Annotated in this window: 32 protein-coding genes and 1 pseudogene; 9 read left to right on the top strand and 24 right to left on the bottom strand. The window is 69.1% G+C overall.

What is annotated here, in order from left to right:
• Positions 1 to 40: 40 nt before the first annotated feature.
• Positions 41 to 223 (top strand): hypothetical protein, encoded by a 183-nt coding sequence (locus tag OG407_RS28305; protein WP_403591648.1) that lies wholly within the window; start codon positions 41 to 43, stop codon positions 221 to 223.
• Here OG407_RS28305 and OG407_RS28300 read toward each other — a convergent pair.
• Positions 214 to 951 carry an HAD family hydrolase gene (locus OG407_RS28300; protein ID WP_403591645.1) on the bottom strand — a complete coding sequence of 246 codons (738 nt, stop codon included), beginning with the start codon at positions 949 to 951 and terminating at the stop codon, positions 214 to 216. The two genes, OG407_RS28305 and OG407_RS28300, sit on opposite strands and share 10 nt — an antisense overlap.
• On the bottom strand, positions 951 to 1,832 hold the full coding sequence (locus OG407_RS28295) for a winged helix-turn-helix domain-containing protein (RefSeq protein WP_405862268.1): 882 nt from the start codon (positions 1,830 to 1,832) through the stop codon (positions 951 to 953). The genes OG407_RS28300 and OG407_RS28295 overlap by 1 nt, the downstream gene beginning before the upstream one ends.
• 156 nt (positions 1,833 to 1,988) lie before the next feature.
• On the opposite strand from OG407_RS28295, the gene OG407_RS28290 reads away from it, so the two are divergent.
• Positions 1,989 to 2,177 (top strand): hypothetical protein, encoded by a 189-nt coding sequence (locus tag OG407_RS28290; RefSeq protein ID WP_019062567.1) that lies wholly within the window; start codon positions 1,989 to 1,991, stop codon positions 2,175 to 2,177.
• 58 nt (positions 2,178 to 2,235) lie between these two features.
• Here the strand turns inward: OG407_RS28290 and OG407_RS28285 are convergent, their stop codons facing one another.
• The 4 genes from OG407_RS28285 to OG407_RS28270 form a co-directional block, all read right to left on the bottom strand.
• The gene (locus tag OG407_RS28285; RefSeq protein WP_403591639.1) at positions 2,236 to 3,150 is read right to left on the bottom strand and encodes a winged helix-turn-helix domain-containing protein; all 915 of its coding nucleotides are present in this window, start codon (positions 3,148 to 3,150) and stop codon (positions 2,236 to 2,238) included.
• 253 nt (positions 3,151 to 3,403) lie between these two features.
• On the bottom strand, positions 3,404 to 4,663 hold the full coding sequence (locus tag OG407_RS28280) for a GNAT family N-acetyltransferase (RefSeq protein ID WP_405862266.1): 1,260 nt from the start codon (positions 4,661 to 4,663) through the stop codon (positions 3,404 to 3,406).
• 624 nt (positions 4,664 to 5,287) lie between these two features.
• Entirely contained in the window at positions 5,288 to 6,250 is a 963-nt protein-coding gene (locus OG407_RS28275) for an asparaginase (RefSeq protein WP_405862264.1), read from the bottom strand.
• A 19-nt stretch (positions 6,251 to 6,269) separates the two neighbouring features.
• Positions 6,270 to 6,872, bottom strand: a complete 603-nt coding sequence (locus OG407_RS28270; RefSeq protein ID WP_328682125.1) for an aerial mycelium formation protein — start codon at positions 6,870 to 6,872, stop codon at positions 6,270 to 6,272.
• Positions 6,873 to 7,031: 159 nt separating this feature from the next.
• Between OG407_RS28270 and dtd the strand changes: the two genes are divergently transcribed.
• Complete coding sequence (gene dtd / locus OG407_RS28265) at positions 7,032 to 7,457, top strand: D-aminoacyl-tRNA deacylase (protein ID WP_405862262.1); 426 nt, start codon at positions 7,032 to 7,034, stop codon at positions 7,455 to 7,457.
• Positions 7,458 to 7,481: 24 nt separating this feature from the next.
• Here the strand turns inward: dtd and OG407_RS28260 are convergent, their stop codons facing one another.
• The 4 genes from OG407_RS28260 to OG407_RS28245 all read right to left on the bottom strand — a co-directional run bounded on the left by OG407_RS28260 (position 7,482) and on the right by OG407_RS28245 (position 10,699).
• Positions 7,482 to 8,447 (bottom strand): YgfZ/GcvT domain-containing protein, encoded by a 966-nt coding sequence (locus OG407_RS28260; protein ID WP_405862260.1) that lies wholly within the window; start codon positions 8,445 to 8,447, stop codon positions 7,482 to 7,484.
• Positions 8,448 to 8,457: 10 nt separating this feature from the next.
• On the bottom strand, positions 8,458 to 8,910 hold the full coding sequence (locus tag OG407_RS28255) for a Fur family transcriptional regulator (protein ID WP_405862258.1): 453 nt from the start codon (positions 8,908 to 8,910) through the stop codon (positions 8,458 to 8,460).
• A gap of 15 nt (positions 8,911 to 8,925) precedes the next feature.
• Positions 8,926 to 9,501: an FABP family protein gene (locus OG407_RS28250; RefSeq protein ID WP_019062576.1), complete on the bottom strand. Its 576-nt coding sequence runs from the start codon at positions 9,499 to 9,501 to the stop codon at positions 8,926 to 8,928.
• A 223-nt stretch (positions 9,502 to 9,724) separates the two neighbouring features.
• Positions 9,725 to 10,699 carry a hypothetical protein gene (locus OG407_RS28245; RefSeq protein WP_405862256.1) on the bottom strand — a complete coding sequence of 325 codons (975 nt, stop codon included), beginning with the start codon at positions 10,697 to 10,699 and terminating at the stop codon, positions 9,725 to 9,727.
• Here OG407_RS28245 and OG407_RS28240 point away from each other — a divergent pair.
• Positions 10,671 to 11,039, top strand: a complete 369-nt coding sequence (locus tag OG407_RS28240; protein WP_405868998.1) for a hypothetical protein — start codon at positions 10,671 to 10,673, stop codon at positions 11,037 to 11,039. The genes OG407_RS28245 and OG407_RS28240 overlap by 29 nt on opposite strands.
• On the opposite strand, the gene OG407_RS28235 is transcribed toward OG407_RS28240, so the two are convergent.
• Positions 11,014 to 11,832 (bottom strand): hypothetical protein, encoded by an 819-nt coding sequence (locus OG407_RS28235; RefSeq protein WP_405862254.1) that lies wholly within the window; start codon positions 11,830 to 11,832, stop codon positions 11,014 to 11,016. The genes OG407_RS28240 and OG407_RS28235 overlap by 26 nt on opposite strands.
• Positions 11,829 to 12,629 carry a hypothetical protein gene (locus OG407_RS28230; RefSeq protein ID WP_405862252.1) on the bottom strand — a complete coding sequence of 267 codons (801 nt, stop codon included), beginning with the start codon at positions 12,627 to 12,629 and terminating at the stop codon, positions 11,829 to 11,831. Before OG407_RS28230 ends, OG407_RS28235 begins: the two co-directional genes overlap by 4 nt.
• Before the next feature lie 99 nt (positions 12,630 to 12,728).
• On the opposite strand from OG407_RS28230, the gene OG407_RS28225 reads away from it, so the two are divergent.
• A complete protein-coding gene (locus OG407_RS28225) occupies positions 12,729 to 13,091 on the top strand; it encodes a DsrE family protein (protein WP_405862250.1) in 363 nt (120 codons plus the stop codon).
• Here the strand turns inward: OG407_RS28225 and OG407_RS28220 are convergent.
• Together OG407_RS28220 and OG407_RS28215 are read right to left on the bottom strand one after the other, a co-directional pair.
• Positions 13,085 to 13,261, bottom strand: coding sequence for a DUF397 domain-containing protein (locus OG407_RS28220; RefSeq protein WP_405862248.1), 177 nt, complete (start codon positions 13,259 to 13,261; stop codon positions 13,085 to 13,087). The two genes, OG407_RS28225 and OG407_RS28220, sit on opposite strands and share 7 nt — an antisense overlap.
• A gap of 5 nt (positions 13,262 to 13,266) precedes the next feature.
• The gene (locus tag OG407_RS28215; RefSeq protein WP_405862246.1) at positions 13,267 to 14,109 is read right to left on the bottom strand and encodes a helix-turn-helix transcriptional regulator; all 843 of its coding nucleotides are present in this window, start codon (positions 14,107 to 14,109) and stop codon (positions 13,267 to 13,269) included.
• A gap of 183 nt (positions 14,110 to 14,292) precedes the next feature.
• Here OG407_RS28215 and OG407_RS28210 point away from each other — a divergent pair, with 183 nt between their 5' ends.
• Both OG407_RS28210 and OG407_RS28205 read left to right on the top strand, forming a co-directional pair.
• Positions 14,293 to 14,658, top strand: a complete 366-nt coding sequence (locus OG407_RS28210; RefSeq protein ID WP_405862245.1) for a hypothetical protein — start codon at positions 14,293 to 14,295, stop codon at positions 14,656 to 14,658.
• A complete protein-coding gene (locus tag OG407_RS28205) occupies positions 14,655 to 14,924 on the top strand; it encodes a hypothetical protein (protein ID WP_405862243.1) in 270 nt (89 codons plus the stop codon). The genes OG407_RS28210 and OG407_RS28205 overlap by 4 nt, the downstream gene beginning before the upstream one ends.
• Before the next feature lie 34 nt (positions 14,925 to 14,958).
• Here OG407_RS28205 and OG407_RS28200 read toward each other — a convergent pair whose 3' ends face one another.
• Positions 14,959 to 16,083 carry an FAD-dependent oxidoreductase gene (locus OG407_RS28200; RefSeq protein ID WP_405862241.1) on the bottom strand — a complete coding sequence of 375 codons (1,125 nt, stop codon included), beginning with the start codon at positions 16,081 to 16,083 and terminating at the stop codon, positions 14,959 to 14,961.
• Between the two features lie 124 nt (positions 16,084 to 16,207).
• On the opposite strand from OG407_RS28200, the gene OG407_RS28195 reads away from it, so the two are divergent.
• Positions 16,208 to 16,900 (top strand): TetR/AcrR family transcriptional regulator, encoded by a 693-nt coding sequence (locus OG407_RS28195; protein ID WP_405862239.1) that lies wholly within the window; start codon positions 16,208 to 16,210, stop codon positions 16,898 to 16,900.
• Between the two features lie 49 nt (positions 16,901 to 16,949).
• On the opposite strand, the gene OG407_RS28190 is transcribed toward OG407_RS28195, so the two are convergent.
• The 9 genes and pseudogenes from OG407_RS28190 to OG407_RS28150 form a co-directional block, all read right to left on the bottom strand.
• Positions 16,950 to 17,333, bottom strand: a complete 384-nt coding sequence (locus OG407_RS28190) for a VOC family protein (RefSeq protein ID WP_405862237.1) — start codon at positions 17,331 to 17,333, stop codon at positions 16,950 to 16,952.
• Between the two features lie 29 nt (positions 17,334 to 17,362).
• Positions 17,363 to 17,635, bottom strand: a pseudogene (locus OG407_RS28185) (DUF3099 domain-containing protein); the annotation flags it as partial.
• A 63-nt stretch (positions 17,636 to 17,698) separates the two neighbouring features.
• On the bottom strand, positions 17,699 to 17,986 hold the full coding sequence (locus OG407_RS28180; RefSeq protein WP_019064558.1) for a DUF1416 domain-containing protein: 288 nt from the start codon (positions 17,984 to 17,986) through the stop codon (positions 17,699 to 17,701).
• A 39-nt stretch (positions 17,987 to 18,025) separates the two neighbouring features.
• Positions 18,026 to 18,865, bottom strand: coding sequence for a sulfurtransferase (locus OG407_RS28175; RefSeq protein WP_405862236.1), 840 nt, complete (start codon positions 18,863 to 18,865; stop codon positions 18,026 to 18,028).
• 117 nt (positions 18,866 to 18,982) lie between these two features.
• Positions 18,983 to 19,066, bottom strand: coding sequence for a putative leader peptide (locus tag OG407_RS28170; RefSeq protein WP_366433785.1), 84 nt, complete (start codon positions 19,064 to 19,066; stop codon positions 18,983 to 18,985).
• Positions 19,067 to 19,265: 199 nt separating this feature from the next.
• Positions 19,266 to 20,012: a DUF2993 domain-containing protein gene (locus OG407_RS28165; RefSeq protein ID WP_403591585.1), complete on the bottom strand. Its 747-nt coding sequence runs from the start codon at positions 20,010 to 20,012 to the stop codon at positions 19,266 to 19,268.
• A gap of 163 nt (positions 20,013 to 20,175) precedes the next feature.
• Positions 20,176 to 21,276 carry a hypothetical protein gene (locus OG407_RS28160; protein WP_405862234.1) on the bottom strand — a complete coding sequence of 367 codons (1,101 nt, stop codon included), beginning with the start codon at positions 21,274 to 21,276 and terminating at the stop codon, positions 20,176 to 20,178.
• Between the two features lie 8 nt (positions 21,277 to 21,284).
• Positions 21,285 to 21,539 carry a MoaD/ThiS family protein gene (locus OG407_RS28155; RefSeq protein WP_328682091.1) on the bottom strand — a complete coding sequence of 85 codons (255 nt, stop codon included), beginning with the start codon at positions 21,537 to 21,539 and terminating at the stop codon, positions 21,285 to 21,287.
• Between the two features lie 56 nt (positions 21,540 to 21,595).
• The gene (locus OG407_RS28150) at positions 21,596 to 22,480 is read right to left on the bottom strand and encodes an alpha/beta hydrolase (RefSeq protein WP_405862232.1); all 885 of its coding nucleotides are present in this window, start codon (positions 22,478 to 22,480) and stop codon (positions 21,596 to 21,598) included.
• Between the two features lie 203 nt (positions 22,481 to 22,683).
• Here OG407_RS28150 and OG407_RS28145 point away from each other — a divergent pair, with 203 nt between their 5' ends.
• The gene (locus OG407_RS28145) at positions 22,684 to 23,484 is read left to right on the top strand and encodes a response regulator transcription factor (protein WP_327403042.1); all 801 of its coding nucleotides are present in this window, start codon (positions 22,684 to 22,686) and stop codon (positions 23,482 to 23,484) included.
• Positions 23,485 to 23,548: the final 64 nt, after the last annotated feature.

Here is a 23,548-nt window from a genome sequence, read left to right as displayed (position 1 = left end):
CGGAGAGAAACAAGCAGAGAGAAACAAGGGGTGGGGTCCCGTGATCTTCTTAGAACTGCTGGGGGCGGTTATGTCTCTCGGCGTGGAGCAACTGATGCAGTCCCGCTACGGGGCCCTCGGCCTCCTCTGCCTCTTCCTGCTCGGCGTCGGCTTCAAGGCCCGCAACACCACCTGCATGTCCGTCGGAGCCGTGATCTTCGTGCTCCTGATGACTCAGGCCTGATCCCGCAGCATCCGCAACACCGTGTCCAGGGAGCCGACCACATGCTCGGCTCCCGCGTCGCGCAGCACCTTCTCCTTGCGGTCGTTACGCGCGTAGCCGAGGAACGACACTCCGGCTCCTTCCGCGGCTTCGAAGTCCGTGGGAGTGTCGCCGATCATCAAGGTGGCCGCCGGTGCGGCGCCCAGGCCCTTCAGCGCACGGTTGAGGCAGTGCGGGTGGGGCTTGAGGAGTTGGAGGTCCTGGGTGCGGCCGTAGACGTGCGGGGCGAAGCGGGACAAGAGCCCGCGGCCGGACAGGTAAGTGCGCACCACCCGCGGGGAGTTGTTGGTGGCGATGGCCAGCCGTGAGCCCACCGCCGACCAGGTCTGGATCAGCGGGTCGGCGTACGCCGTGGGCATCGCCGAGTCCGTGGCCCGCAGTTCCTCCTGCGTGAGGCGTTCCTCCAGCTCCGCGACCAGGTCGCTGCCCGGGTGCCGGCGGTCGACGGCGCGCAGGACCATGTGCGGGTCCAGGGAGTCCCGTTCCGCCTCCGTCAACAGGCCGTGCAGTCCCCGCCCTTCGAGCCATTCGACCAGTTCGCCCGCCACGCGCTCCGCGGTGTGCCCCGCGAACAGCCGACAGATCGGACCGTCGAAGTCGAACAGGACGTTGCGGGCCTTGGTGATCAGTTCTCGCAGGTTCTCTGTCTCTACTGTCACCGGTTCAGTCTGCGTCGTATCAGGAGTCACTAGGAGAGTGTCAGGTCCGTGGTGATGGTTTCCCAGAGGGCGTCGAACCACAGCTGCGACTGATCCACGAACGCGGCGTCCCGCTCGCCGCTCTGCCGCTGGAAGGAGAAGAGGAGGGACTGGGAGCCGAGGGCGTCGTACATGTCCAGGGTCTGGCTGCCGTACTCCTCCTCCCGCCGCGTCAGCAAGTAGTAACCGAGCAGCGCCTCCTGGCCGTTGAGGAGGTAGAGCTTCACGGGTGGGGTGAAGGGCAGGGCGCGGAAGGTGACGTGTACGTCCATGCCGTGCGTGGCTCTCAGGGCCAGCAGGTTGTGCTGGAGTACCTGGCCCTGGGCGTTGCGCATCGACAGCCAGCGCTGGTGGACCGAGTTGTCCTCGCCACTGCCGTCGGCCGGGACGGGGAACGCGAGGGTGATCTCCTTGGAGGGGACCAGGATGCGGACCTCGATCGACTGGGGGCCGAGGCGGCCCTCGTGGATCTGGCGGAGGGGTTCGCCCAGGGCCAGCATCAGTGTCTCCGCCGTGTGGCACACGACGTCCACGCGTACGTTCGATGCCGCGAACGCGTCCGACAGGCGCGGGGCCAGGCCGACCATGGTCGGCTGGGGCTCGCCCGCTGCCGGCGCCGGCGGCACCGCGATCCGCGGCGGACTCCCCTTGCTCACGTTGGTCAGGAGGCCCGCCTCCTGGAGGAGTCGCAACGCCTGGCGTACGGCGCCTCGTTCGACCCCGAACTCCTCCGCCAGGTCGGCCTGGGTGGGCAGGCGGTCTCCTGCCCTGAGGTCGCCGGTGCGGATGCGGTCGCGTAGGGCGTCGGCGATCTCCTGGGGCGAGAAGCTTCTGCTGCCGTTCACTGCCACGTTCTCCTGGGTCACGACCAAACGGTATAACTCTGTCCCATCTAAGGGGAGTTGTTTGGAACCTGATTGTAAGTAGGTGTGAGTAGGTGCCAATCGGGAACAACTTAAGCAGAGTTGGCTGCCAACTTCTCCAAGTTGGTGGAAGTTTTGCTTCCACAGCCCGAAGGGGGAACCACCGTGCCTGCCATCGCCCTCCTCTCCGCCGTCTTCGTCGTCGGCTTCGAGCAGATCGTCCAGTGGAAGTACGGCGCCACCGGGATCATCGGCCTGCTGTTGCTCTCCATCGGCATCAAGGCCAAGAGCCCGGCCATCAGCTCCATCGGGGCCGTCGTCCTGGCCCTGCTGGTCACCGGACCGGCCCTGTGACCGTACGACCCGAAGGCCGCCCCCAAGGTCACATCAGGTCAGCCACTGCGGGAGGCGATCAGCTCGTGGGTGTCAGCGTGAGCTCCGAACTGATCGTCTCCCACAGTGCGTTGAACCACAGGTGCGACTGTTCCACGAACGTCGTGTCCCGCAACCCGGCGCCCTGGTCGAAGGCGAACAGCATCGACTGGGTGCCCTCCGCGTCGTACATCTCCACCTGCTCGTGGCCGATCTCCGCCTCGCCCTTGGTCAGCGTGTAGTAGGCGAAGAGCGCCTCCGAGCCGTTGAGCAGGTACAGCTTCACCGGCGGGGTGAAGGGCAGCGCGCGGAACGTGATGTGCACGTCGATGCCGTGCGTCGCGCGTAACGCGAGCATGTTGTGCTTCAACACCTGTCCCTGGGCGTTGCGTTGGGCCAGCCAGCGGCGTTGCAGCCGGCTGTCGGCCGGGGCGTCCACGCGGGAGGGGAAGGCGAGGTCGATGTCGCTGCTCGGCAGCAGCACCCGGACGTCGACCTTGGCCGGTTTCAGACGTCCGGCATGGATCTGACGGAGCGGTTCGCCGATGGCCAGCGTGAGCGAGACCGCCGTCAGACACAGCGCCTCTATCTCGACGTGCGGCTGCGCGAAGGCCTCCGAAATGCGCGGCCCCAGGCCGACCATCGTGGGCTGCGGCGGGGCTCCCGGGCCGGTCAGGGCCAGGTTGAGGTCGGGGGCCACAGTCGCCGGGCTGCCCTTGGACACGTTGGTGAGCAGTCGCTCGGACTGCAGGATGCGCAGTGCCTGTCGTACGGCCCCGCGCTCGACGCCGAACTCGTCCGCCAGCTTGGCCTGGGTGGGCATGCGCTGGCCGGGCCGCAGTACACCGGACCTGATCCGGGTGCGCAGCTCGTCGGCCAGCTCGCGGTGTGACCACTGTGGCCGTGGTGACCTCGTCCGTCCATTGACGGTGGCGTGTTCCGGGTCCACGACCAAACACTACAACTTCCCGCCATCTTTGGGCAGTTCAAGGAAAGGTGGTTATGAGACGTACCCAAGAGGAGATAACTAGAAGAGAGTTGGTCACCAACTTGACTGACTTGGCCGCCTGGGTCTCTCTCCTGGAGGGGAGCCGAGAGCCCGGCGGCCGGCACCACAACCACAACTGAACAGCTACAGCTACAGCTACAGCTACAGCTACGGATGAGTCCAGTCCATCAACAGGCACCAGCGGAAAGGTCGTTCAGGATCAGAAGATGTCCGGGCACCATGGCCGCCTGGACGTACGCAGCAGGGCGTCGGCCACACGGGCGGCGCCCGCTCGTTCTTCCCGCACCCGCCCCAACGCGGCAAGCCGCACCACCGACTCGTCCCCCAGCCACAGCGTCCCCAACTCCCCTACATCAAGGGTGAGTTCGGCGCTCTCCGTGGTCGGCGTACAGGCCGCACCCTGCGCCGACGCCTCCAACCGGTAGCGCCCACCGGCAAGCCCGGCCCCGTCGACCACCTCGAACACCAACGTGCCCTCCCCCTCGTACGACCGCGCCTCCATGGCCCGTACGACGTCCAGGACCCGCACCCACAGCCAGTCCGCCTGGGTCGTGATCGTCGCCGCGCGCGGGTCCGGGAGGAGGAGGGGCAGCAGGTCGTCGGGGGCACGCCAGCCCGACTTCACCTTCGCCACCCAGTCGATCGAGCAGATGTGGTGCCACAGGGCCCGTTCGGCCGCCGGGGTGGTCGCGATCAGCCCCTTCACCGTGGCCGTGTCGAACGGCTGCTTGGCGTCGGTCCAGGTGTCGTCGCAGACGTACGCGGCCAGACCCTCCACCTCACCGTCCGCCGCGCGGTAGACGGCGTAGAACAGCTCCGTCCACGGCGCGCGCTCCAGGCGTACGGCGCCCGTGTTGACCTGCCACCAGCGGTCGTCGCGGTTGACCGCGCCGGGCTGGGTGCGGCGCAGGCGCTCGTGCAGTTCGGGGCCGAGTCTGCGTACGTCCTCGCCGTCCACCAGGTCGATGCGGCCACCGTCCTCCGGGGCGGACCAGCGGGGGTCCAGGCCCGCCCTCGTCACGTCGATGTCCCACTGGGTCACCGAGGTGGCGGGGCCGAAGCCGTAGCGGCCGTAGATCCGGTACTCGGCGGCGATGAGGGTGGCCACTACGTCGCCGCGTTCCTTCGCTGCCGACAGGTCCTGGGCCATCATGCGGGTCAGTAGGCCTCGGCGGCGGTGGGTGACGGTGACGGTGACGTTCGAGATGGCGTCCGCGGGGACCGGGGTGCCGCCTACCGCCGTGAGTTCCTGGGGGAAGGAGCGGAAGGTCGCCACGCAGCGGGGGCCGTCGAAGGCGCCGAGGGTGCGGGACGGGTCGATGTAACTGCTGCGGTCGGCGATCTCTTCGTCCGAGAGGGACGGGGTGCGGAGGAAACCGGTGTTCAGGGCGCGGATCCAGTCGGGGATCTCGGGCTCGGTGACGGGGCGGACGGCGAGATCCTGGGGGTGACTGGTCATGGGATCACGCTAGGTGTGCGAGCGGCGGGGTGTCTCGGGGATTTTTCTCGCCCCCGCCGCCCCTACCCGTCCCATCCCTGGGGGCTGCCGCCCCCAGACCCCCGCTTCGGCCTGAACGGCCTCGTCCTCAAACGCCGGACGGGCTGAGTGAGGCCGCCCTCGCTGAAAGAGTGAACGGGGGACAGCCAAAGCGGCGGCCGGAGTGAAAGTCAGAAGCGCGCCCCCCGCACCCTCAGCCCTTTCCTCTCTGGAAGCTGGGGCCATTTCTAACCGGTCAAAGGTCGCTACGGTGGTTAGATTTACCCCCGGCTTCCAGCACCCACCCACCGGGGGTTGGCCGCTGAGCCAGCCCGGCGTGCTGGCGAGACGCGAGCGCGTCCCCTCACCCCGGCCCGCGACGCAGTACAGGTAGGGGCCTGCCCACCTTGGCCGCCCGTTCCTCCGGGCCGCTCGCTCGCTTCTCAAACGGGCTGGAGCGGACCGAGTCAAGGGTGGAGCGCAGCGGAATCGGCGCAGCCGACGCGACCGCAGGGAGCGCCCTTTACTCGGGCCGCGGAAGCCCGACACTGGCCAAGAAGCGAGTGGCCCGCCCCCGACGCCGCCCCCGACCCCACTCCCGGCCCCCTAGAACACCGCCCGGATCTCCCCCACCTCACGCCCCCCGCCCAACACAACCGCCCTCCCGATCTCCCCGACCGCTACGTCCATCAGGCCCAGCGCTCGCCGTAGCACCGGCCCCAACACCCGCCCCGCCCCGTCCTCCACCTTGAACGCCAGTGCCCGTCCGTCCGGAAGGGCGACCGCCTGGACCGCCTCCGCGCCCATCTTCGACAGCAGACCCGGTACCGCGCGCATCAGCCACGTGTCGGGACGCCGGGTGCCGGCGACGTACTCGGGGTGAGCCCGCATCGCGTCGGCGACCCGGCGTTCCGCCGAACCCGGGGCCGCCAGGACGAAGAAACGGAAGGCCCGAGCGAGCCCCGTCAAGCTGATCGCCATCAACGGGGCGCCACAGCCGTCCGTACCCACGGCCGCGACCCGCTCGCCCGACACTTCCTCCACAACCCTGTGGATAAGTTTTTGGAGCGGATGATCGGGGTCCAAGTACGACTCCAACGGCCAGCCCCGCAGCGCGCTCGCCGCCAGCATCGCCGTGTGCTTGCCGGAGCAGTTCATCGCGATCCGGTCGCGCACGGCGCCCGAGGCCAGGTACGTCTCCTGCTCGACGGGGTCGAGGGGGAGGTCCAGCGGGCACTGCAACTGGCCTGCGTCCAGGCCGTGTTCGGAAAGGAGTCGGCGTACCAGATCGCGGTGGAAGAGTTCGCCGGAATGGCTCGCCGCGGCGATCGCGAGGCGCTCGCCGGTGAGGTCGAGGCCCGCGCGCAGGACGCCCGCCGCCTGCATCGGCTTGTTGGAGGAGCGGGGGAAGACGGGGGTCGTCACGTCACCCAGGGCCAGTTCCACCGAACCGTCCGCCGCCAGGACCACCAGGCTGCCCCGGTGCCGGCTCTCGACGAAGCCGGAGCGGACCACCTCCGCCAGCACCGGAGGGGCCCCGTCGACAATCTCCGTACCCTCAGCCGTCACATCGGGCCCCTCACGTCACTCACGTCAGCAGGTCGTCCACCTGTGCCTCTCCTTCACGGTACCTGCGGGCGATCTCCGCGCTACAGCCGTCGGCCGTGTGCTGGAGGAGCTGACGGCGCCGGGACACCTGCTGTTCGTACCGGACCAGGCGGCCCATCGCCGTGGTCAGCTCCAGGTCCGTGCGGGCCTCCAGGTCGGACAGCTCGACCTCGGCCAGCATCTCCGCGGCCAGCAGCCGGTACTCCTCACTGTGCGGCGTGCCCAGCGTGACGTGCCGGGCCGAGGAGCGGTGCCGGGCGGGGGCGTCGGTGAGGATCTCCGACAGCCGGTCGACCACCGACGCCGCGCCGGCCGGGGAGCGCCGGGCCAGTTCGGCGCGCAGGATGTCGATCCGGCCCTGGAGCAGCCGTCGTACGTAACTCAGATCGGCCTCGTCCCGCTGGGCGTCGCGGCGCAGCGCGCGCAGCTCCGGGAGCCGTAGCGCGGTCAGGTCGGGTGCGGGCGGTTCGGCGGGCAGCAGCGGGCTGTCGACGCGCTGCACGGGCGGGCGGCGCGTGGCCGCCCCTCCCGCGCGGATCAGCGAGACAGGCCCATGGGGCTGCCCGGTACTCGGTGTGCTCATGTGCCTGAACCGTCCCCTCGACCGGCGTGTGGACAGCATCGTGCCACCCCAACTGGCCGCTATGTGACCGAGTGCCCCCGAACGGCCCCAGATGGGGGGTTAAGGATCAAAAATAGGCCTGCCGGGAGCCGTTCTCGTCCGCACGGCATCATGGGAACCATGCGAGCAGTGGTGCAGCGAGTGGACAGCGCGAGTGTCGTGGTCGACGGCGAGACGGTCGGGGCGGTCGACGGCGAGGGGCTGTGCGTCCTCGTCGGCGTCACCCACGAGGACACCAAGGAGAAGGCGGCCCAACTGGCCCGCAAACTCTGGTCGATCCGCATGCTCCACGACGAGAAGTCGTGCAGCGACATCGACGCGCCGCTGCTCGTCATCAGCCAGTTCACGCTCTACGGCGACGCCCGCAAGGGCCGCCGCCCCACCTGGAACGCGGCGGCCCCCGGCGACATCGCGGAGCCCCTCGTCGACGAGGTCGTGGCCCAACTCCGTTCGCTGGGCGCCACGGTGGCGACGGGCCGCTTCGGCGCCCAGATGCGCGTCTCCCTCACGAACGACGGCCCGTTCACCGTGGTGATCGACCTCTGAGACCCCACAACCAAAACCCCACAACTAGGGCTCTACGACTACTTCCTGGGCGGCCGCCGTGTTGTCGGCCAGCAGCGGCGCGTCCAACGGCACGTTCCGCTTCACCAGCGCGAGCGCGATCGGCCCCAGCTCGTGGTGCCGTACGGACGTCGTGATGAACCCGATCTTCCGCCCGTCCACCCCCTCCTCCGCGAGCCTCAACTCCGTGCCGTGGCCCGGGAGATGGACCTCGCTGCCGTCGAGGTGGAGGAAGACGAGGCGGCGCGGCGGCTTGCCCAGATTCTGCACGCGGGCGACGGTCTCCTGCCCCCGATAGCAGCCCTTCTGCAGATGCACCGCCGTACCGATCCAGCCCAGCTCGTGCGGGATGGTGCGGTGGTCGGTCTCGAAGCCGAGGCGGGGGCGGTGGTGCTCGACGCGCAGCGCCTCGTAGGCGAGGATCCCGGCCGGGGGGCCCGACTTCTCGGCGTACGACTCCAGGTCCTCGCGCGGGAGGAAGAGATCGCGGCCGTACGGCGTCTCGCGTACGACGGCACCGGCCGGGACCTCGGCGATGGAGCCGGCGGGGACGTAGACGACCGCGAACTCGCTTGTGCGGTCGGTGACTTCGACGCGGTAGAAGAACTTCATCGACTCCAGGTAGGCGATCAGCGCCTCCTGGGTGTCGGGTTCGGTGTGCATCCACACCGTGGTGCCGTCGTCGACGAGGTACAGGGCGTGCTCGATGTGGCCGTGCGCGGAGAGGATCAGGGCCTCGGTGGCGACGCCGGTGGGGAGGTCGCTGACGTGCTGGGTGAGCAGGAGGTGCAGCCAGCTCAGCCGGTCGTCGCCGGTGACGGCGACGACCCCGCGGTGCGAGAGGTCGACGAAACCGGTGCCGTCGGCGAGGGTGCGCTGCTCACGGAACAGATCGCCGTAGTGGGCGGCGACGCCTTCGTCCACTCCTTCGGCGGGGACGGCGCCGGGCAGGGACAACAGGGAGCTCTTCATACGGGTAAGCCTACGACTCGGTAGTTGAAGTCTTAGCGGTCGCACTCTTGCCCGTGCAGTCCTTGCAGCGGCCGAAGATCGCGAAGTGCTTCATGTCCGTCTCGAAGCCGAACGTGTCCCGCAGCTTGGCCCGGAACTCGGCGGCCACCTCGACATCGGCCTCGATGACGTTCGTGCAGTCACGGCAGACGAGGTGGATGTGGTGGTGCCGGTCCGCGAGATGGTACGTCGGCGCCCCGTGCCCCAGGTGCGCGTGACTGACCAGCTGGAGCTCTTCGAGGAGCTCCAGGGTTCTGTACACGGTGGAGATGTTGACCCCCGACGCCGTCTTCCTCACCTCGATGAGGATGTCGTCGGGGGTCGCGTGCTCCAGGGTGTCCACGGCTTCGAGCACGAGCTGCCGCTGCGGCGTCAGCCGGTAGCCGCGCTGCCTGAGGTCACTCTTCCAGTCGGTGCTCACCACACTGGAAGTGTAGAACTACTTGAAGAAAGCGATCCCGTCGTCCGGCATGTCGTCCGGGAGGGCCTTCGCCCAGCGCTCGACGTCGTCCGGGGTGACGATCTTCTTCAGGTGGGCGGACATGTAGGGGCGGAGTTCGACCTCGGGGGTCTGCTTCTCGCCGACCCACATGAGGTCGCTCTTGACGTAGCCGTAGAGGCGCTTGCCGCCGGTGTAGGGGCCGGAGGCGGCGGTGCGGGCGACGGCGTCCGTGACCAGGTCGATCTGGGGCTTCTGCTTGGCGAGTTCGCCGTACCAGATCTCGACGACGCCGTCGTCGCGGGTCATCGTGACCTCGACCTTGCGGTCGGCGTCGATGCGCCAGAAGCCGGACTCGGTCTCCAGGGGGCGGACCTTGTTGCCGTCGTTGTCCAGGACCCAGGTGTGGGAGCGGTACTCCAGGAAGTCGCGGCCGTCGTGCGTGAAGGAGACCTCCTGGCCGAAGTTGCACTTCTCGGAGCCGGGGAAGTCGTGCACGCCCGCGCCGGCCCACTCGCCGAGCAGGAAGACGAGGGGGACCAGGTCCTTGTGGAGGTCGGACGGGATCTCGATCATGACGTCAGCAGTTCCTCGGTGGGGGTCAGCGCTGGCCCTGGTACAGCTTCTTCACGCTCAGTCCGGCGAAGGCGAGAACGCCGACGCAGACCAGGACCAGCAGGGTTTCGAAGAAGATCTCCACGGGTGCTCCTCGGATGAGCGTGGTGCGATGCGTGTACATGTGCATAAGGCCGGGCCCCAGCTTACGCGGCTGGAGCCCGGCCTTCTCTGCGAGGTACGGCTAGCCGAGCAGCTGGCTCTGGAGCGTCACCGTCTGCTGGAACGGGATGCCGTTCGCCTCGCCCTTCCTCGACTGCACGATCATCGCGACGGTGTCGCCAGCCGTGAGGAACGCGAGCCGGATCTGTTCGGGGCCGTACGGTTTCGCCTCGGTGTACGGGACGAGCGAGACGTCCGTGATCTTGGCCGCGTCCGGGAAGTCGTCGTCCGGCTCGTAGCTGTCGGCGCCGTGCACCGGATAGGTGGGGGCCGCGTATCCGCCCAGGTTTCCCCCGACCATGCCGTCGGCGACCGTCGCCGTGTCGAACTGGAGCAGGTAGATCCGGGTGTGCGTGCCGTCCGGGGTGGTCCAGCCGCGCGCCGCGATGTGCCGCAGGCCGTCGTCGGTCAGCTTCTGCGCGAGCTCGGTCCGGTCGTCGCCGGACGAGAGCTCGGCGAGGAACGTCTTCGTGGCCAGCCAACCGTCATTGCCGTCGAGTGCCTTGTCCCCGGTGGCCCCCTTCGGTGCCGGCAGCACCAGCGCCCGCAGATCCGCGAAATGGACCTCCGCGGTGTTGGCCTCGGCGAACGGCCCCGGGCTGCCCGCCGGCAGCGGCGGCTTGCTGAGCACGGGATAGTCCCACCGCCCGTCCGAAGCCGTCCCGAGCCCGGGCACGTCCGTCCGCTTCATGTCGGTGATCCCGTACGCCGTCCCGGCCCCGACCACCGCGAAGACGACCACGGCGGCGGTCCAGCGGAGGACCGCACGCAGGACGCGACGATCTTTCTTGGCGGGGGTGAGCGGGATGAGCGGTTCCGTGGCGGGCGGAAGAGCCGGAAGGGGCGGGGCTTCGGGAGCGTCCGGGCTGAGCGGGGGTTGTACGACCCCCGTGCCAACCGGAAGCTCGGCAGAGGCGGCCGCCGGAACTGCCGGAGGCTCGGGGGCAGCCGGAACAGCCAGAGGCTCCGTGACTGCCCGTACGGCCGAGGGCTCCATGCCCGCCGGTATCACCGAGGGCTCTGTGGCAGCCGGTGCCGCCAAGGACTCCGCGGCGGGCGGAGCGGCCAAAGGCTCCTCCATCGCCGAAGCAACCGAGGACTCGGAGGCGGCCGGGACGGCCGGAGGCTCCGTGGGCGGCGGTGTGGCCGAGGGCTCCAAGGCCGCCGAGGGCTCAGAGGTCGCCGGTGTTGCCGAAGACTCCGGAGCCGTCGGGACGGCCGCGCGCTCCGTCGTCGTCGACGTGGCCGAGGAGTCGGCGGGGGGCGGAGCCAGGGCGGGCTCCCTGGGTGTTGTGTCCTGCTGCTGGTCGGTCATACCGCCTCCCCCGGGTCCTTGATGCGGTCGAGTTGGTCCTTGAGCAGGTGCGCGATGGCGGAGGTCTGCATGGGCTTGGAGGATTCCGCCGTGAGGGTGACCAGGACCTCGCCCTGGTAGGCGGAGCAGAAGATCGAGTCGATCTTTTCCTCGGTGTCCTTCGGGGAGAGGAAGCACTCGGCGTTCTTGTAGCCCTTGATCGTCGGACCGGGGCGGAAGACGCCCAGGGCGTCGAGGAACTCGTTCTGGAAGCGGGACGCGCTCCGTACCGCCGCCGTGTCCCCGATCTGGGCCAGCACGATGTTCACCGTCGCCGCCTTGTCCGTGTAGCCGGTCGACTGCTGGTTGGTGCTGACGTAACTGCGCATCGCCAGGCCCTTGGTGTGCTGCTTGTCGATCTCCTTCTCCAACGGCTTGCGCTGCTTGAGCGGGAGTTCCTTCAGCGCCTCCTTGCGCATCGCCGTCGCCTGCGCCCCGGTGAACGAGGCGTCATAGCCGTACTGCGCGATGTCGGGCCCCTCGCTCCACCCGTCGTCGAGGGCGTACGGCACGAGCGCCGCCGCGAGCCCGGTCGCCTTCGCCGTGCCCGTCGCCTTCTCCTCGGACACCTTCGGGAACGTCCATACGGTGTCGCCCGCGTCCCGGTCCGCGCCGTTCACGGTCACGACGGTGTACCCGACCCCGCCGACCACGGCGAGGCTCAGCAGCACCACCCCGGCGATCGCCGCGATACGGCCCTTGCGCACCGACTTCTTGACAGCATCCGGAGTCAACTCCTCGGAACTGCCGACCGGTTCGGGGTTCTCGATGGTCACAGCCGCTCCATCTGCCGCTTGGCCAGATCCATGATCTTCTTCTTGGGGACGGGGCTCCCGGAGGAGACCCAGATCTCCATCTCGATGTCACCGCGCCAGGCGTGCGCGTCGGCGTTGTAGACATCCGTGTAACCGGCCTCGCGGTCCGGCGAGTTGTGGACGTACGCCATCCCGTCACCGGTGCCCGGGATGGGCCAGCTGTCGGTGTGGGGCTTGTTCTCGGCGTAGGTGTAGGCGCTGCTCGCGGAGTCGGCGACGACAAGCTGGTCCTGCTGGCGGTACTGCACGAGCCGGATCTCGACGTAGAGCGAGCTGCCCTCCCGCCAGTTCGCGACAGCCGCGCGGCGGAACTCGTCGGCGACGAGCTCAGGGAAGGCGTTGGCCGGCCTGTCGTACATCTCCGCGTATCCGGCCAGGTCCAGCCAACCGTCCTCCCCGGTGGTGTAGTCCGCGTCCCGCGCCCCGCTCGGCCTCTTCAGCAGCAGCTTGCGCAGGTCGCCGTCGACCTTGACCTCACGGTCCTGGGCGGCGGACAACGGCTCCGGCGCCGGTCCCTTCGCCTGGATGAGCGTGGTCTGCGAGAGCGAGGGCAGCGCGTCGGGTGCGCGGTTCGCCTGCACGAGGAAACCCGTACAGGTACCGGCTACGACACCCAGCACGGCGGCGACGGCGATGAGAAGGGTGGTACGGCCCCGGCGGCGCGGGCGGGGCGCGGGCCCCGACTCCGGCTCCCGTTCCGGGCCCAACTCCGGCTCCGGCGCGGGTACTTCTTCGATGGAAACTTCCGGTACTTCCAAAACGTCCCCCACGGAACATGACGTGCGCATTCCATATGCGCGCACAGGAGACCCATGGCCAACGCAGGGAGTTGTAAGGGAGTTGATTACGATTCGGTCATGTCGAAGAAGCTCGTGATCAAGGTGACGGCGGGGGCCGACGCCCCCGAACGCTGCTCACAGGCGTTCACGGTGGCCGCGGTCGCCGTAGCCAGCGGAGTGGACGTCTCGCTCTGGCTCACCGGCGAATCCGCGTGGTTCGCCCTGCCGGGGCGCGCCGCCGAGTTCGAACTCCCGCACGCCGCCCCGCTGCCCGACCTGATCGACTCGATCCTGGCCGCGGGCCGCATCACCCTGTGCACGCAGTGCGCGGCCCGCCGGGACATCGCCGAGAAGGATGTCATCGAGGGGGTGCGGATCGCCGGGGCGCAGGTGTTCGTGCAGGAGGTTATGGCCGACGGTACGCAGGCGTTGGTCTACTGAGCCTGCCCCTTGGCCGAGTTCACGAACTCCGACCAGGCCTCGACGCCGAAGATCAGGGTGCCGTGGGTGGGGTTTTTGCTGTCCCGGACGGGGACGAGGGGGAGGTTGGAGGCGACCTCGACACACTCGCCGCCACTCGTGTTGCTGTAGCTGCTCTTCCGCCACGTCACACCGTTTAGGTCGATGGCTCGCAAGGGACTTCCTCCAGCATCCTCAGGATGAACGTTCGCGACTCGGCCGGAGACAGCGCCAGGTCACGCACCGAATCGTACCTACGTTGAAGCTCTTCAACTGAGGTGTTTTCCTCGATCAGTTCGCCACGCAGGTCGTTTTCGGCGTAGGCGACCGTGCGGCCGTCGAGCAGCCGCAGGAACATCACGGCGGTGTTCATCAGACCGTGCGGGCCAATGCTTAACGGCAGCACCTGGATCGTTACGTTCGGACGTTCCGCGATCGCTACCAGGTGCTCCAACTGGTCCCGCCATGCCCGCACATCACGCAGGGGCGTGCGCAGTACCGCCTCGGAGAGGACGGCTCGGAACGAGGGCGCGTCCTCCCCTTCCAGCAAAGTCCGTCGCCCTGCGCGCGCCTCGACCTGTTGGTCCACCTCGTGGCTCTTGAGCCAGCCCACCCCGAGCGCTTCGCGCACATACCCGTCCGTCTGGAGCAGGCCGGGCGGCGCGCTCACCGCGTAGTGCCACATGCTGGCCGCCTCGGCCTCCAGCATCATGTAGCGCCGGTACTGCTCCTTGAACTGGGTCGGGTCACCAACTGCCAACTCCCACAAGGTGAGTAGCAGCGGCCCCGTGCCGTAGTACTGATCCAGCGCCTGCACGACCTCGGGCCCACCCAACGTGCCCCCGCGCTCCATCTTGCCGAACAACGACGAGTCCCACCCCACCGCCTTCTGCAAGTCCCGCAAGCTCAGGCCCCGTTCGACCCGCAGCCTCCGTACCTCTTCAGCAAACCGCTTCCTGGGCTCATGGCTCATCTCCGTGACCACCAGCCGTTGCGGCATCGCGACCTCCTGCTGATGTGGAATTTGTGGAATTTGGCGCGCCAGGCACGGAAGTTGAGCCCGTTGACGCTGCGTTCGCCTCCGCCCTGGGTCATCCTCGTAACACACCCAGGAATGCACAGAGTATTGCAACTGTCGCATTCCGTATGGAAGTTACACAAAGAGGAAGAGGAGGAGGTGCCGATGGAACCCGGAACGCTGCTCTACGACCCGGCCACCGACACGGTCGGCGAGTACCAGGACAAGGCCGGGCCCTACGCCCTGTTGCGTCCCGTCGGCGGTGGGCGCGAATGGCAGGCCGACCCCGGGGCACTCCGCCCGGCCACGGACGCGGAGCGCCTACGCGCCGGGGTCCGCGCGGCCAACTACCGCGCCCGCACCGACGCCCCGTTCCTGGTCGCCGTACCGCCGCAGCCGGCCCCGGGGTGCGCCGGCTGCGCGGAACTGGCCGAGGTCCGGGCGGCGGCACGCACCGCGTGTGACTACAGCGCCGAGACCGACGCGAACGTCCTGCTCCGCAAACACCGCAGCGAGGTCCACCCCGTATGAACCGCCCCCGCCCTCACCAGCTGATCCAGGTCCCCCCGGCCCAGGCGGTACCGCCCCCGCTCATGCCGACGGCACCCTTGCCCGTCGTACGACAGCAGAAGCCCCCCGCACGACCACCCGCCGCACCCGTACCCGTACCCACACCCGCCCGCCGCCGACGGCGGTTCCGCGCACCCCGGGCCCTGCGTGAGGACGCCTTCTGGACCGGCGCGCTCACCGCGATGTGCATCGGCGGCCTGCTGATGGCGATCATCGCGACGACGTGAGTGCGCAGGCGTCCACATCAACACCCGGAACGCCTCAGGACAGTTTCGCTTCAGGCGCGAACGTGGGCAGCTTCTCAAGGCTGCTGCGCACGGCCTCCGCGCCGTACTCGAACATCTGCCGCTCATAGTCGCCGACCGCGCCGAGCAGATCCCGGCGGCCTCCGTCGGCCTCGATCAGGCAGCGGCGCAGCAGGTCCGCATCGCGCAGCGCGGTGTTCGCGCCGTTGCCCCCGGTCGGGGAGGTCGCGTGGATCGCGTCGCCGAGCAGCGTGACCGGGCCGGACGCCCAGCGCTCACCAGGCTTGACCACCCGGATGGACAGCAGCGCGCTGTTGTCCGGGTCGGCCTGCTCGATCAGCGCGCGCAGCTCCGGGTGCCAGCCCTCCATCCTGGACAGCACGGCGTCCTGCGCGGTCAGCTCCTCCAGCGAGCCGTTCGACGGCAGGATCATGGCCCAGCGCACGTAGTCGCCGATGTCGGGCAGCGTGACGTCGGGGGCCAGTCGCTCGGCGGCCTGCTTCGGCGGGGTGCGGAAGCGCATCGCGCCGAGCAGCAGGCTGACGCCGTCGCCCGCGATCTTCGAGCCGTACGCCTTGGACAGGCCGGCGAACTCGTCGGTCAGCGGGGTGCGGCCGATGACGAACCGGACGCCGGTGTCGGTCGGGGTGGTCCGCGGCGACAGCACCCCGCGGACCGCGGAGGTGACGCCGTCCGCGCCGACGAGCAGGTCGGCGGTGGCCGGGTCGCGGTGGGCGAACCGGGCTTGGACAGTGCCGTCGGCCAGTACGTCGTAGCCGGTCAGCGCGGCATCGGTGTGCACGGTGAGACCTGTCAGCAACAGGTGTCGCAGCACCTGCCGGTCGACCACGATGCCGGTCCGGCCCGCGCCGAGCCTGCCGATCTCGTTCAGCTTCGGGTCCAGGATCAGCTGCTCGGCGGAGGCGTCCATGACGATCTCGTCCAGCAGCGGGTGCCAGCGCGTCGGCAGGCAGTCGCGCACCGCCCGGAAACCGGTCGGGTTCAGCACGAGCCGGTAGCCCTGGAACCGGGCGACGATCCCCGGGTCGCGCTCGAACACGTCGGCCTCGATGCCGGCACCACGCAGACCCTGCGCGAGAGCAAGGCCTCCCAGACCGGCTCCGACTACGGAAACTCTCATCACACACACCTCCGGAAAATCGACCCGCCACGAACCAGGTCCGCCTGACTGACGAACTTAGTTCGTTCTGACGATCTAAGTTCTACCCAACGAACTAAGTTCGTGTCAAGGTAAGGTGGTCGGCATGCCAGCCGATCCCCGCGATCCCCGCCAACGCCGCGCAGCCCGCAAGAAGCCGATCACCGTCGAGCGGATCACCGACGCCGCCCTGGAGGTCGTCGCCACCGAGGGATACGACGCGCTGACCATCCGCCGGGTCGCCGCCGTGCTCGGCACCGGCCCGTCGTCGCTGTACGCGCACATCGTCAACAAGGACGACATCGACGACCTGCTGATCGGCAGGCTCTACGCCGAGGTCGTGCTCCCCGAACCGGACCCGGCCGCCTGGCGCGAGCAACTGCTCGGGGTGTACACGCAGATCCGCGACCTGTACCTGAAGTACCCCGGAGTCTCGCGCGCCGCGCTGGCCATGGTGCCGACCAGCCTGGAGACGCTGCGGGTCGGCGAGGGAATCCTGGCGATCCTGCTCGCGGGCGGCATCGAACCGAGGACGGCCGGCTGGGCCCGCGACGCGCTGTCCCTCTACGTCAGCGCGTACGCCCTGGAACAGTCACTGGTCCGGCAACGGCACCGGCACCAGGACCCGGAATGGGTGCTCAGCCACGAGGAGTTGCTGGACCACTTCACCGCGCTGCCTGCCGAGAAATTCCCGCAGACCCGGCGCCATGCCGCCGAGCTGATCTCCGGCACCGGACCCGACCGCTTCGAGTTCACCCTCGGCCTGCTCATGAACAACCTGCGCCCCGCCTCCGGTTGACCCGCGGCGTGCGGTGACCGCGTGGTGCCGAGACGATCACGCCCCTCGGTCACACCCCCTGCTCCTCCCGCCACAGGCAGAAGGGGTGGCCGGACGGGTCCAGCAGCACCCGTACGTCGTCCTGCGGCTGATGCGCGTGCAGCGTGGCTCCCAGGCCCACGGCCCGCTCGACCTCGCCCTCCAGGTCGTCGACCTGGATGTCGAGGTGCAGCATCATCTGCTGCTCGCCGGGGGTGCGGGTGGGCCACACCGGCGGGACGTACTCCGGCTCGGTCTGGAAGGAGAGGCCGGTGCCGCCGTCGGGTGGGCCGATCAGGACCCAGTCGGGCTCCTCGGCCCGGATCACATAGCCGAGCAGGCGGACGTAGAAGCCGGCCAGTTCGTGCGCGTCCCGCGCGTCCAGCACCACGGTGGACAGTCTCGTAGGCGACATGCCCGCCCCCTACCCGCTCACCGCGTGCCTTACGGGCGGCGCTTCTTGCCGTCCAGTTCGTCCCACCACTCGTCGGACTTGGAATCGCCGGACGGGTCGTCCCACCAGCGGTCGTCGGGGCCGCGCCGGTTGGCGACCATGGCGGCGACCGGCGGGATCAGCATCGCGACCACACACATCCCGACGGCCGCGGGCACCGACCAGATCCGCACGACTCCCCAGGCCAGGACGAAGAGTCCGATGCAGATGCCCATCATGACGAAGTAGGTGCGACGGCGACGTGCCAGCATCTCTCCAGGGTAGGCCCGCGCATGCGAAAGGGCCGCACCTCAGGAGGTGCGGCCCTTCGACAAGCAGGACGGCGATCAGACGGCGATCGCGACCTCCGCCAGGCCGCCCGTCTGGGCGACCACCGTGCGGTCGGCGGTGGCGCCCGGAACGAGGGCGCGGACGGTCCAGGTGCCTTCGGCCGCGTAGAAGCGGAACTGGCCCGTCGCGGAGGTCGGGACCTCCGCGGTGAACTCGCCGGTCGAGTCCAGGAGCCGGACGTAACCCGTCACCGGCTCGCCGTTGCGGGTCACCTGGCCCTGGATGGTGGTCTCACCGGGCTTGATCGTCGAGGCGTCGGGGCCGCCGGCCTTCGCTCCACACATGTCTTGGTTTCCTTCAGGTCGCAGCGGTGGTGCGGTTGCTTACTTGTTGGCGCCGAGCTCGATCGGAACGCCGACCAGGGAGCCGTACTCGGTCCAGGAACCGTCGTAGTTCTTGACGTTCTCGACACCGAGCAGCTCGTGCAGCACGAACCAGGTCAGGGCCGAGCGCTCGCCGATACGGCAGTACGCGATGGTGTCCTTGGCCAGGTCGACCTCCTCGTCGGCGTAGAGCTCCTTGAGCTCGTCGTCCGAACGGAAGGTGCCGTCGTCGTTGGCGTTCTTCGACCACGGGATGTTGCGCGCGGACGGGACGTGGCCCGGACGCTGCGACTGCTCCTGCGGAAGGTGCGCCGGCGCGAGCAGCTTGCCGCTGAACTCGTCGGGCGAACGGACGTCGACCAGGTTCTGCGCGCCGATGGCGGCCACGACGTCGTCGCGGAACGCGCGGATCGCGGTGTTCTGCGGCTTGGCCTTGTACTCGGTGGTGGGGCGCGAGGGGACTTCCTCGACCAGCTCGCGGGCGTCCAGCTCCCACTTCTTGCGGCCACCGTCGAGCAGCTTGACGTTGTCGTGGCCGTAGAGCTTGAAGTACCAGTACGCGTACGACGCGAACCAGTTGTTGTTGCCGCCGTAGAGGATCACGAGCGTGTCGTTGCCGATGCCCTTGCCGGACAGGAGCTTCTCGAAGCCCTCCTGGTCGACGAAGTCACGGCGTACCGGGTCCTGGAGGTCCTTGGTCCAGTCGATCCGGATCGCGTTCTTGATGTGGTTCTTCTCGTACGCGGACGTGTCCTCGTCGACCTCGACGATCGCCACGCTCGGGTTGTCGAGGTTGGCCTCGACCCAGTCGGCGTCGACCAGGACGTCACTGCGGCTCATGCTTTTCTCCTCCGGGGCAGTTACGGCGGTGCGGTGCGTGAGAGAAAGGGTGCGCGCTCGCGCGGGTGTCCCTGATCAGGGACACGGGGGGGGGAAGACGGAGGCCTGCGCTTCCGCTCAGAAAGTGCGACAGAGCATGGCGGCGACGCGGCACAGGTCTACTGCCCGCCGCTTCGTGAGGTCGTCCGCCTGGCGCTTCATAACGACGATCGTAGGGACGGATCGCCGGGCATGTCACCGGTGTGTCGTATTTTGAGACGCGATCGTCCGTGATGTGAGACGAGAAAGCCGGCAAGGGCTCTACGGCGGGGAATCCGGGCTCGCTCGGCCGTTAATTCCCCTGCCGTACGGACACCGCCGTCTCGCCCCTCGGACAGGCACAGCCCACCCGGACCTCGACCTACCCGGCCAGCCGGACGTTCGAACCCTTCACCTTGATGTCCACACCGCCCTTCGCGGCCTGCACACTGTCCAGCTTCACACCGCCCGGCAGCTGGTCGAGCGTCTGCTGGAAGTCGGTGATCGAGCGGACCCGGGAGTCGGCGAGGTCGACGACCAGCTTGGGCAGGTTGTCCGCGTGCACCTTCACCGTGTTGCCCACGACGGTGACCGTGCTGAGCACCGGATACGTCGTCGTCCCGACCCCCGTGACCGTGACCTTCATGTCGGCCTTGATCTTGCCGTCGCCGCCGTCCGAGAGGCTGATGATCTGGGCCGTGACGCCGGTGAAGACGGGCGTCGGCGCGGACTTGGCGGCCTTGAGCAGCTGGTCGTAGGAGATGCTCGCGGTGCCCGTCGCGGTGGCCGCCGTGGCGGAGCTGTAGCCGCTGGAGAACTTGACGTCCTTCATGTCGGCCTTGAGGTCGTCGATCCGGATCGTGGTGGCACCGCCGGAGGCGCTCGTGTTGCCGGTCGGGGCCTCGTACTGGCCGACGCCGAGTTCCACGTCGTCCAGTTCACCGGAGGCGACCTGGGTGAGGAAGGGGAAGCCCTTGATGGAGACGTCGGGGGTGCTGGCCAGGTTCTCGCTGGTCTTCACCTTGGACGCGGCCTCCTCCTCCGCGAAGTGGAGCGCGACCCGGTCCACGACCACGAACAGAGCCCCCAGAATCACCACGACGATCAGAAGTATTCGTAGCCCGCGCATGTACGGAGATCCCCACCCGATAGTCGTCGACGAAAGCGGTACGACGACCTAGTGGCCGCCGAGCGCGAGAGTAGTCCTGTCCGACGCGTGTATCGCGAAATTGTCGATCACCTGTGACAGGGCTCTTAACTGCCGCCTACGACACGGCACTTGGCCGCCCGCGTTATACGAGCGCCCGTCCCAGCAGGTACACCGCCGGGGCCGCCGCCGCGAGCGGGAGGGCCACACCGGCCGTGAAGTGGACGAAGCGGGACGGGTAGTCGTAGCTCGCCACCCGGTGGCCGATCAGCGCGCAGACCGCCGCGCCCGCGCCGAGCAGCGCGCCCTTCGCGCCCATGCCCGTCATCCCTCCTACGGCGATGCCCGCACCCGCGGCCGCCAGCAGCGAGACGACGACCGACGCCACGGTCGGCAGCGGCAGCGCGCGGGCCAGGATCGCCACCGCGACCGCCGCCGCGCCGACCGTCACCGCGTCCGGGTCGGCCGCGAGGTGACCGGCCGCGACGATGGCCAGGGCCGCCGAGGCGACCGTCGCCATCAGGCTCGTGATCCGGGTGTCCGGGTCGGCGTGCGAGCGCAGCTGCATGACGAGGGAGAGCAGGACCCAGACACCCAGGGTGCCGAGGATCGCGGCGGGACCGTTCTCCCGCCCGGCCGCGAGCAGCGCCACGTCCGCGACGAGCGCGCCCGCGAAGGCCAGCGCGATGCCCTGCCGCGCGGGCCACATCCCGTTCAGCCGGAACCAGCCCGCGGCCGTCACCGCCTGAAGAACGACGAGCGGTACGACGAGGGCGTACGACCCGACCTGCGCGGTGACGGAGAGCAGGAGCGCCAGTACGGCGGTGAGGCCGGCCGGCTGCATCCCGGGTTCGATGATCGGCGAACGGCCCTCAAGGCGGGCCCGCTGGGCGTCGGTGATCCGGGCGTTGCCGGCGAGGGAGGGCGGGCCGTAGCCCTCTCCGGTGGATGCCTGCGCCTCGGGGACCTCAGGTCTGGGGGGCTCGGCGTAGGGGTCGTGACTCTGCTGTGCCGCTTGGTAGTTCTGCGGCGGGAAGTACGCCAGGTCGGACGCGGAGGGCCTGGTCTGCTGGACCTGGGTGTCCCAGGTCTGGCCCTGCCACTGCTGGGTGTACTGCTGGGCCGCCTGCGGATCGTCGTACGCCTGCTGGTGGCCGGGCCACGCCTGCGCCTGTTGGGGCTGCTGACGCTGCTGTGCGTAGGGGTCGTAACCCTCGTCGTAGCCCTCGTACGGCTGGTTGCTCATCGCTTCGCTCATCCTCCTGCGAACGGCGGGAGCACCTCGACCGTGCCGCCCTCGGCCAGCCGTACCGTCTCATGTCCGCGGGTGCCCACGGGGTCACCGTCGACGAGGAACGAGCATCGCAGCAGTACGCGGGCGAGTTCCCCGGGGTGTCGCTCGCGGACGGCGGCGAGGGCGTCGGCGAGGGTGGCCGCGTCGTACGGCTCCTCGGCGATGCCGGCCGCGGCCTTCGCGGCGGCCCAGTAGCGCACCGTGACCTTTGGCATGTGCTCGCTTCCTCGGTAGACCGGTGTCGACGGATCCGGCGTCAACACCCGTCAGGCTAACCGTCCTGTGAACTGCCCCAGCGCCCGATGCGGGCCAGCAGGTCGTCGGCGGACGCGTGCTCGGCGTGGCCCATGCCCGGCTCCAGCCAGAGTTCGGCCTGGTCACCGGCGGCGTCGGCCAGCATGCGGGGGTGGTCGACGGGGAAGTAGCCGTCGCGGTCGCCGTGCACGATGAGGAGCGGGGTGGGCGCGATGCGCGGGACCGCCTCGACCGGGGAGAGCGGGACCGGGTCCCAACCCCTGTGCTCGATACGGGTGTTGAGGCCGTAGCGGCCGACCAGTCGACCCTCGGGGCGGGTCACCAGCCAGTGCAGCTTGCGCATGGGGGCCGTCCCTCTGTAGTACCAGCGGGCCGGCGCACTCACGGAAACCACCGCGTCCGTGTGCGCTTCTGTGCGCCCCTCGCGCCTCCGGCCGTCGGCGTGCGCCTGAGAGCCGTAGAGCGCCGCGTGCCGCAGCACCACGGAACCGCCCATCGAGAAGCCGACGGTGACCACGCGCGCGTGCCCCTGCTCGCGCGCCCAGGCGACCGCCGCCGCCAGATCGAGCACCTCGCGGTCGCCGACGGTGGAGCGTCCGCCGGAGGCGCCGTGGCCCCGGAAGGAGAAGGTGACCACGGCCCCGTACTGGAGGAACGCCTCGGCCACGCGCCGCACATGAGGCTTGTCCACATCGCCCGTGAAACCGTGCGCCACGACGAACACCGGATCACCGGAAGGTGACCGGGAGGCGTCGTATACGGGTGCCCCCGGTTCGTATACGGAATCGATCGTCACCCCGTCGTCGGTGTGCAGAAACGTCCGCAAAGGTGTACGTCTGATCGTCTCAGAGTTCGGACGAACGGTGGATCGTGCCACATGACCTGCCGTACCAGCGCTCATGTGGGCTATTCTGCTGGACAGAGGACTCGGGCAGCGAAGCCCCCGGGTCCTTTTGTGCTTTCGGGAGCGTTGTATACGAAGTGGTACGCCACGGGAAACCGCAGGTGGCCACCGGCGATACAGAGCCCCCGTCGGCACAGAGCATCGCCGCAATGCCGCAGTGCCGCAAACGTCCTCGCAGGGACCGAGGAGGAACCAGACGTATGAGTTCTCTGCTGCTCCTGACCAATGCCCTCCAGCCGTCGACGGAGGTGCTTCCGGCCCTTGGCCTGCTGCTGCACAACGTGCGCGTGGCACCGGCGGAAGGCCCCGCCCTCGTCGACACCCCAGGTGCCGACGTCATCCTGATCGACGGCCGCCGCGACCTGCCCCAGGTGCGCAGCCTGTGTCAGCTCCTCCGGTCCACCGGTCCGGGCTGTCCGCTCATCCTCGTCGTCACCGAGGGCGGCCTCGCGGCCGTCACCGCCGACTGGGGCATCGACGACGTCCTGCTCGACACGGCAGGCCCCGCCGAGGTCGAGGCGCGACTGCGCCTCGCCATGGGCCGCCAGCAGATCGTCAACGACGACTCCCCCATGGAGATCCGCAACGGCGACCTCTCCGTGGACGAGGCGACGTACTCCGCCAAGCTCAAGGGCCGGGTCCTCGACCTGACCTTCAAGGAGTTCGAGCTCCTCAAGTACCTCGCCCAGCACCCGGGCCGCGTCTTCACGCGCGCCCAGCTGCTGCAGGAGGTCTGGGGCTACGACTACTTCGGCGGCACGCGCACGGTCGACGTCCACGTACGACGGCTGCGCGCGAAGCTCGGAGTCGAGCACGAGTCGCTGATCGGGACCGTCCGGAACGTCGGTTATCGATTCGTTACCCCGGAGAAGGGTGACCGGGGCGGCGACGAGGCCAAGCTCAAGGCAAGCGCTGCCATCGCCGACGCAAAGCCGGAGGATGCGGACGGTACGGCCGATTCGGCCGCGCTGGACGCCGCCGAGATCCCGGCCGAGGCGTAACCGTTCCGGGCAGGGCGTCGCTCCTCGGTGTCGGCTCCGCGCGGAGATGGTGCGCGGAAGCTGA

The organism is Streptomyces sp. NBC_01515 (assembly GCF_045040345.1).
GTDB lineage: Bacteria > Actinomycetota > Actinomycetes > Streptomycetales > Streptomycetaceae > Streptomyces.
Note: the sequence above shows the minus strand (reverse complement) of the source record. Positions and strands in the feature narration are given on the sequence as shown.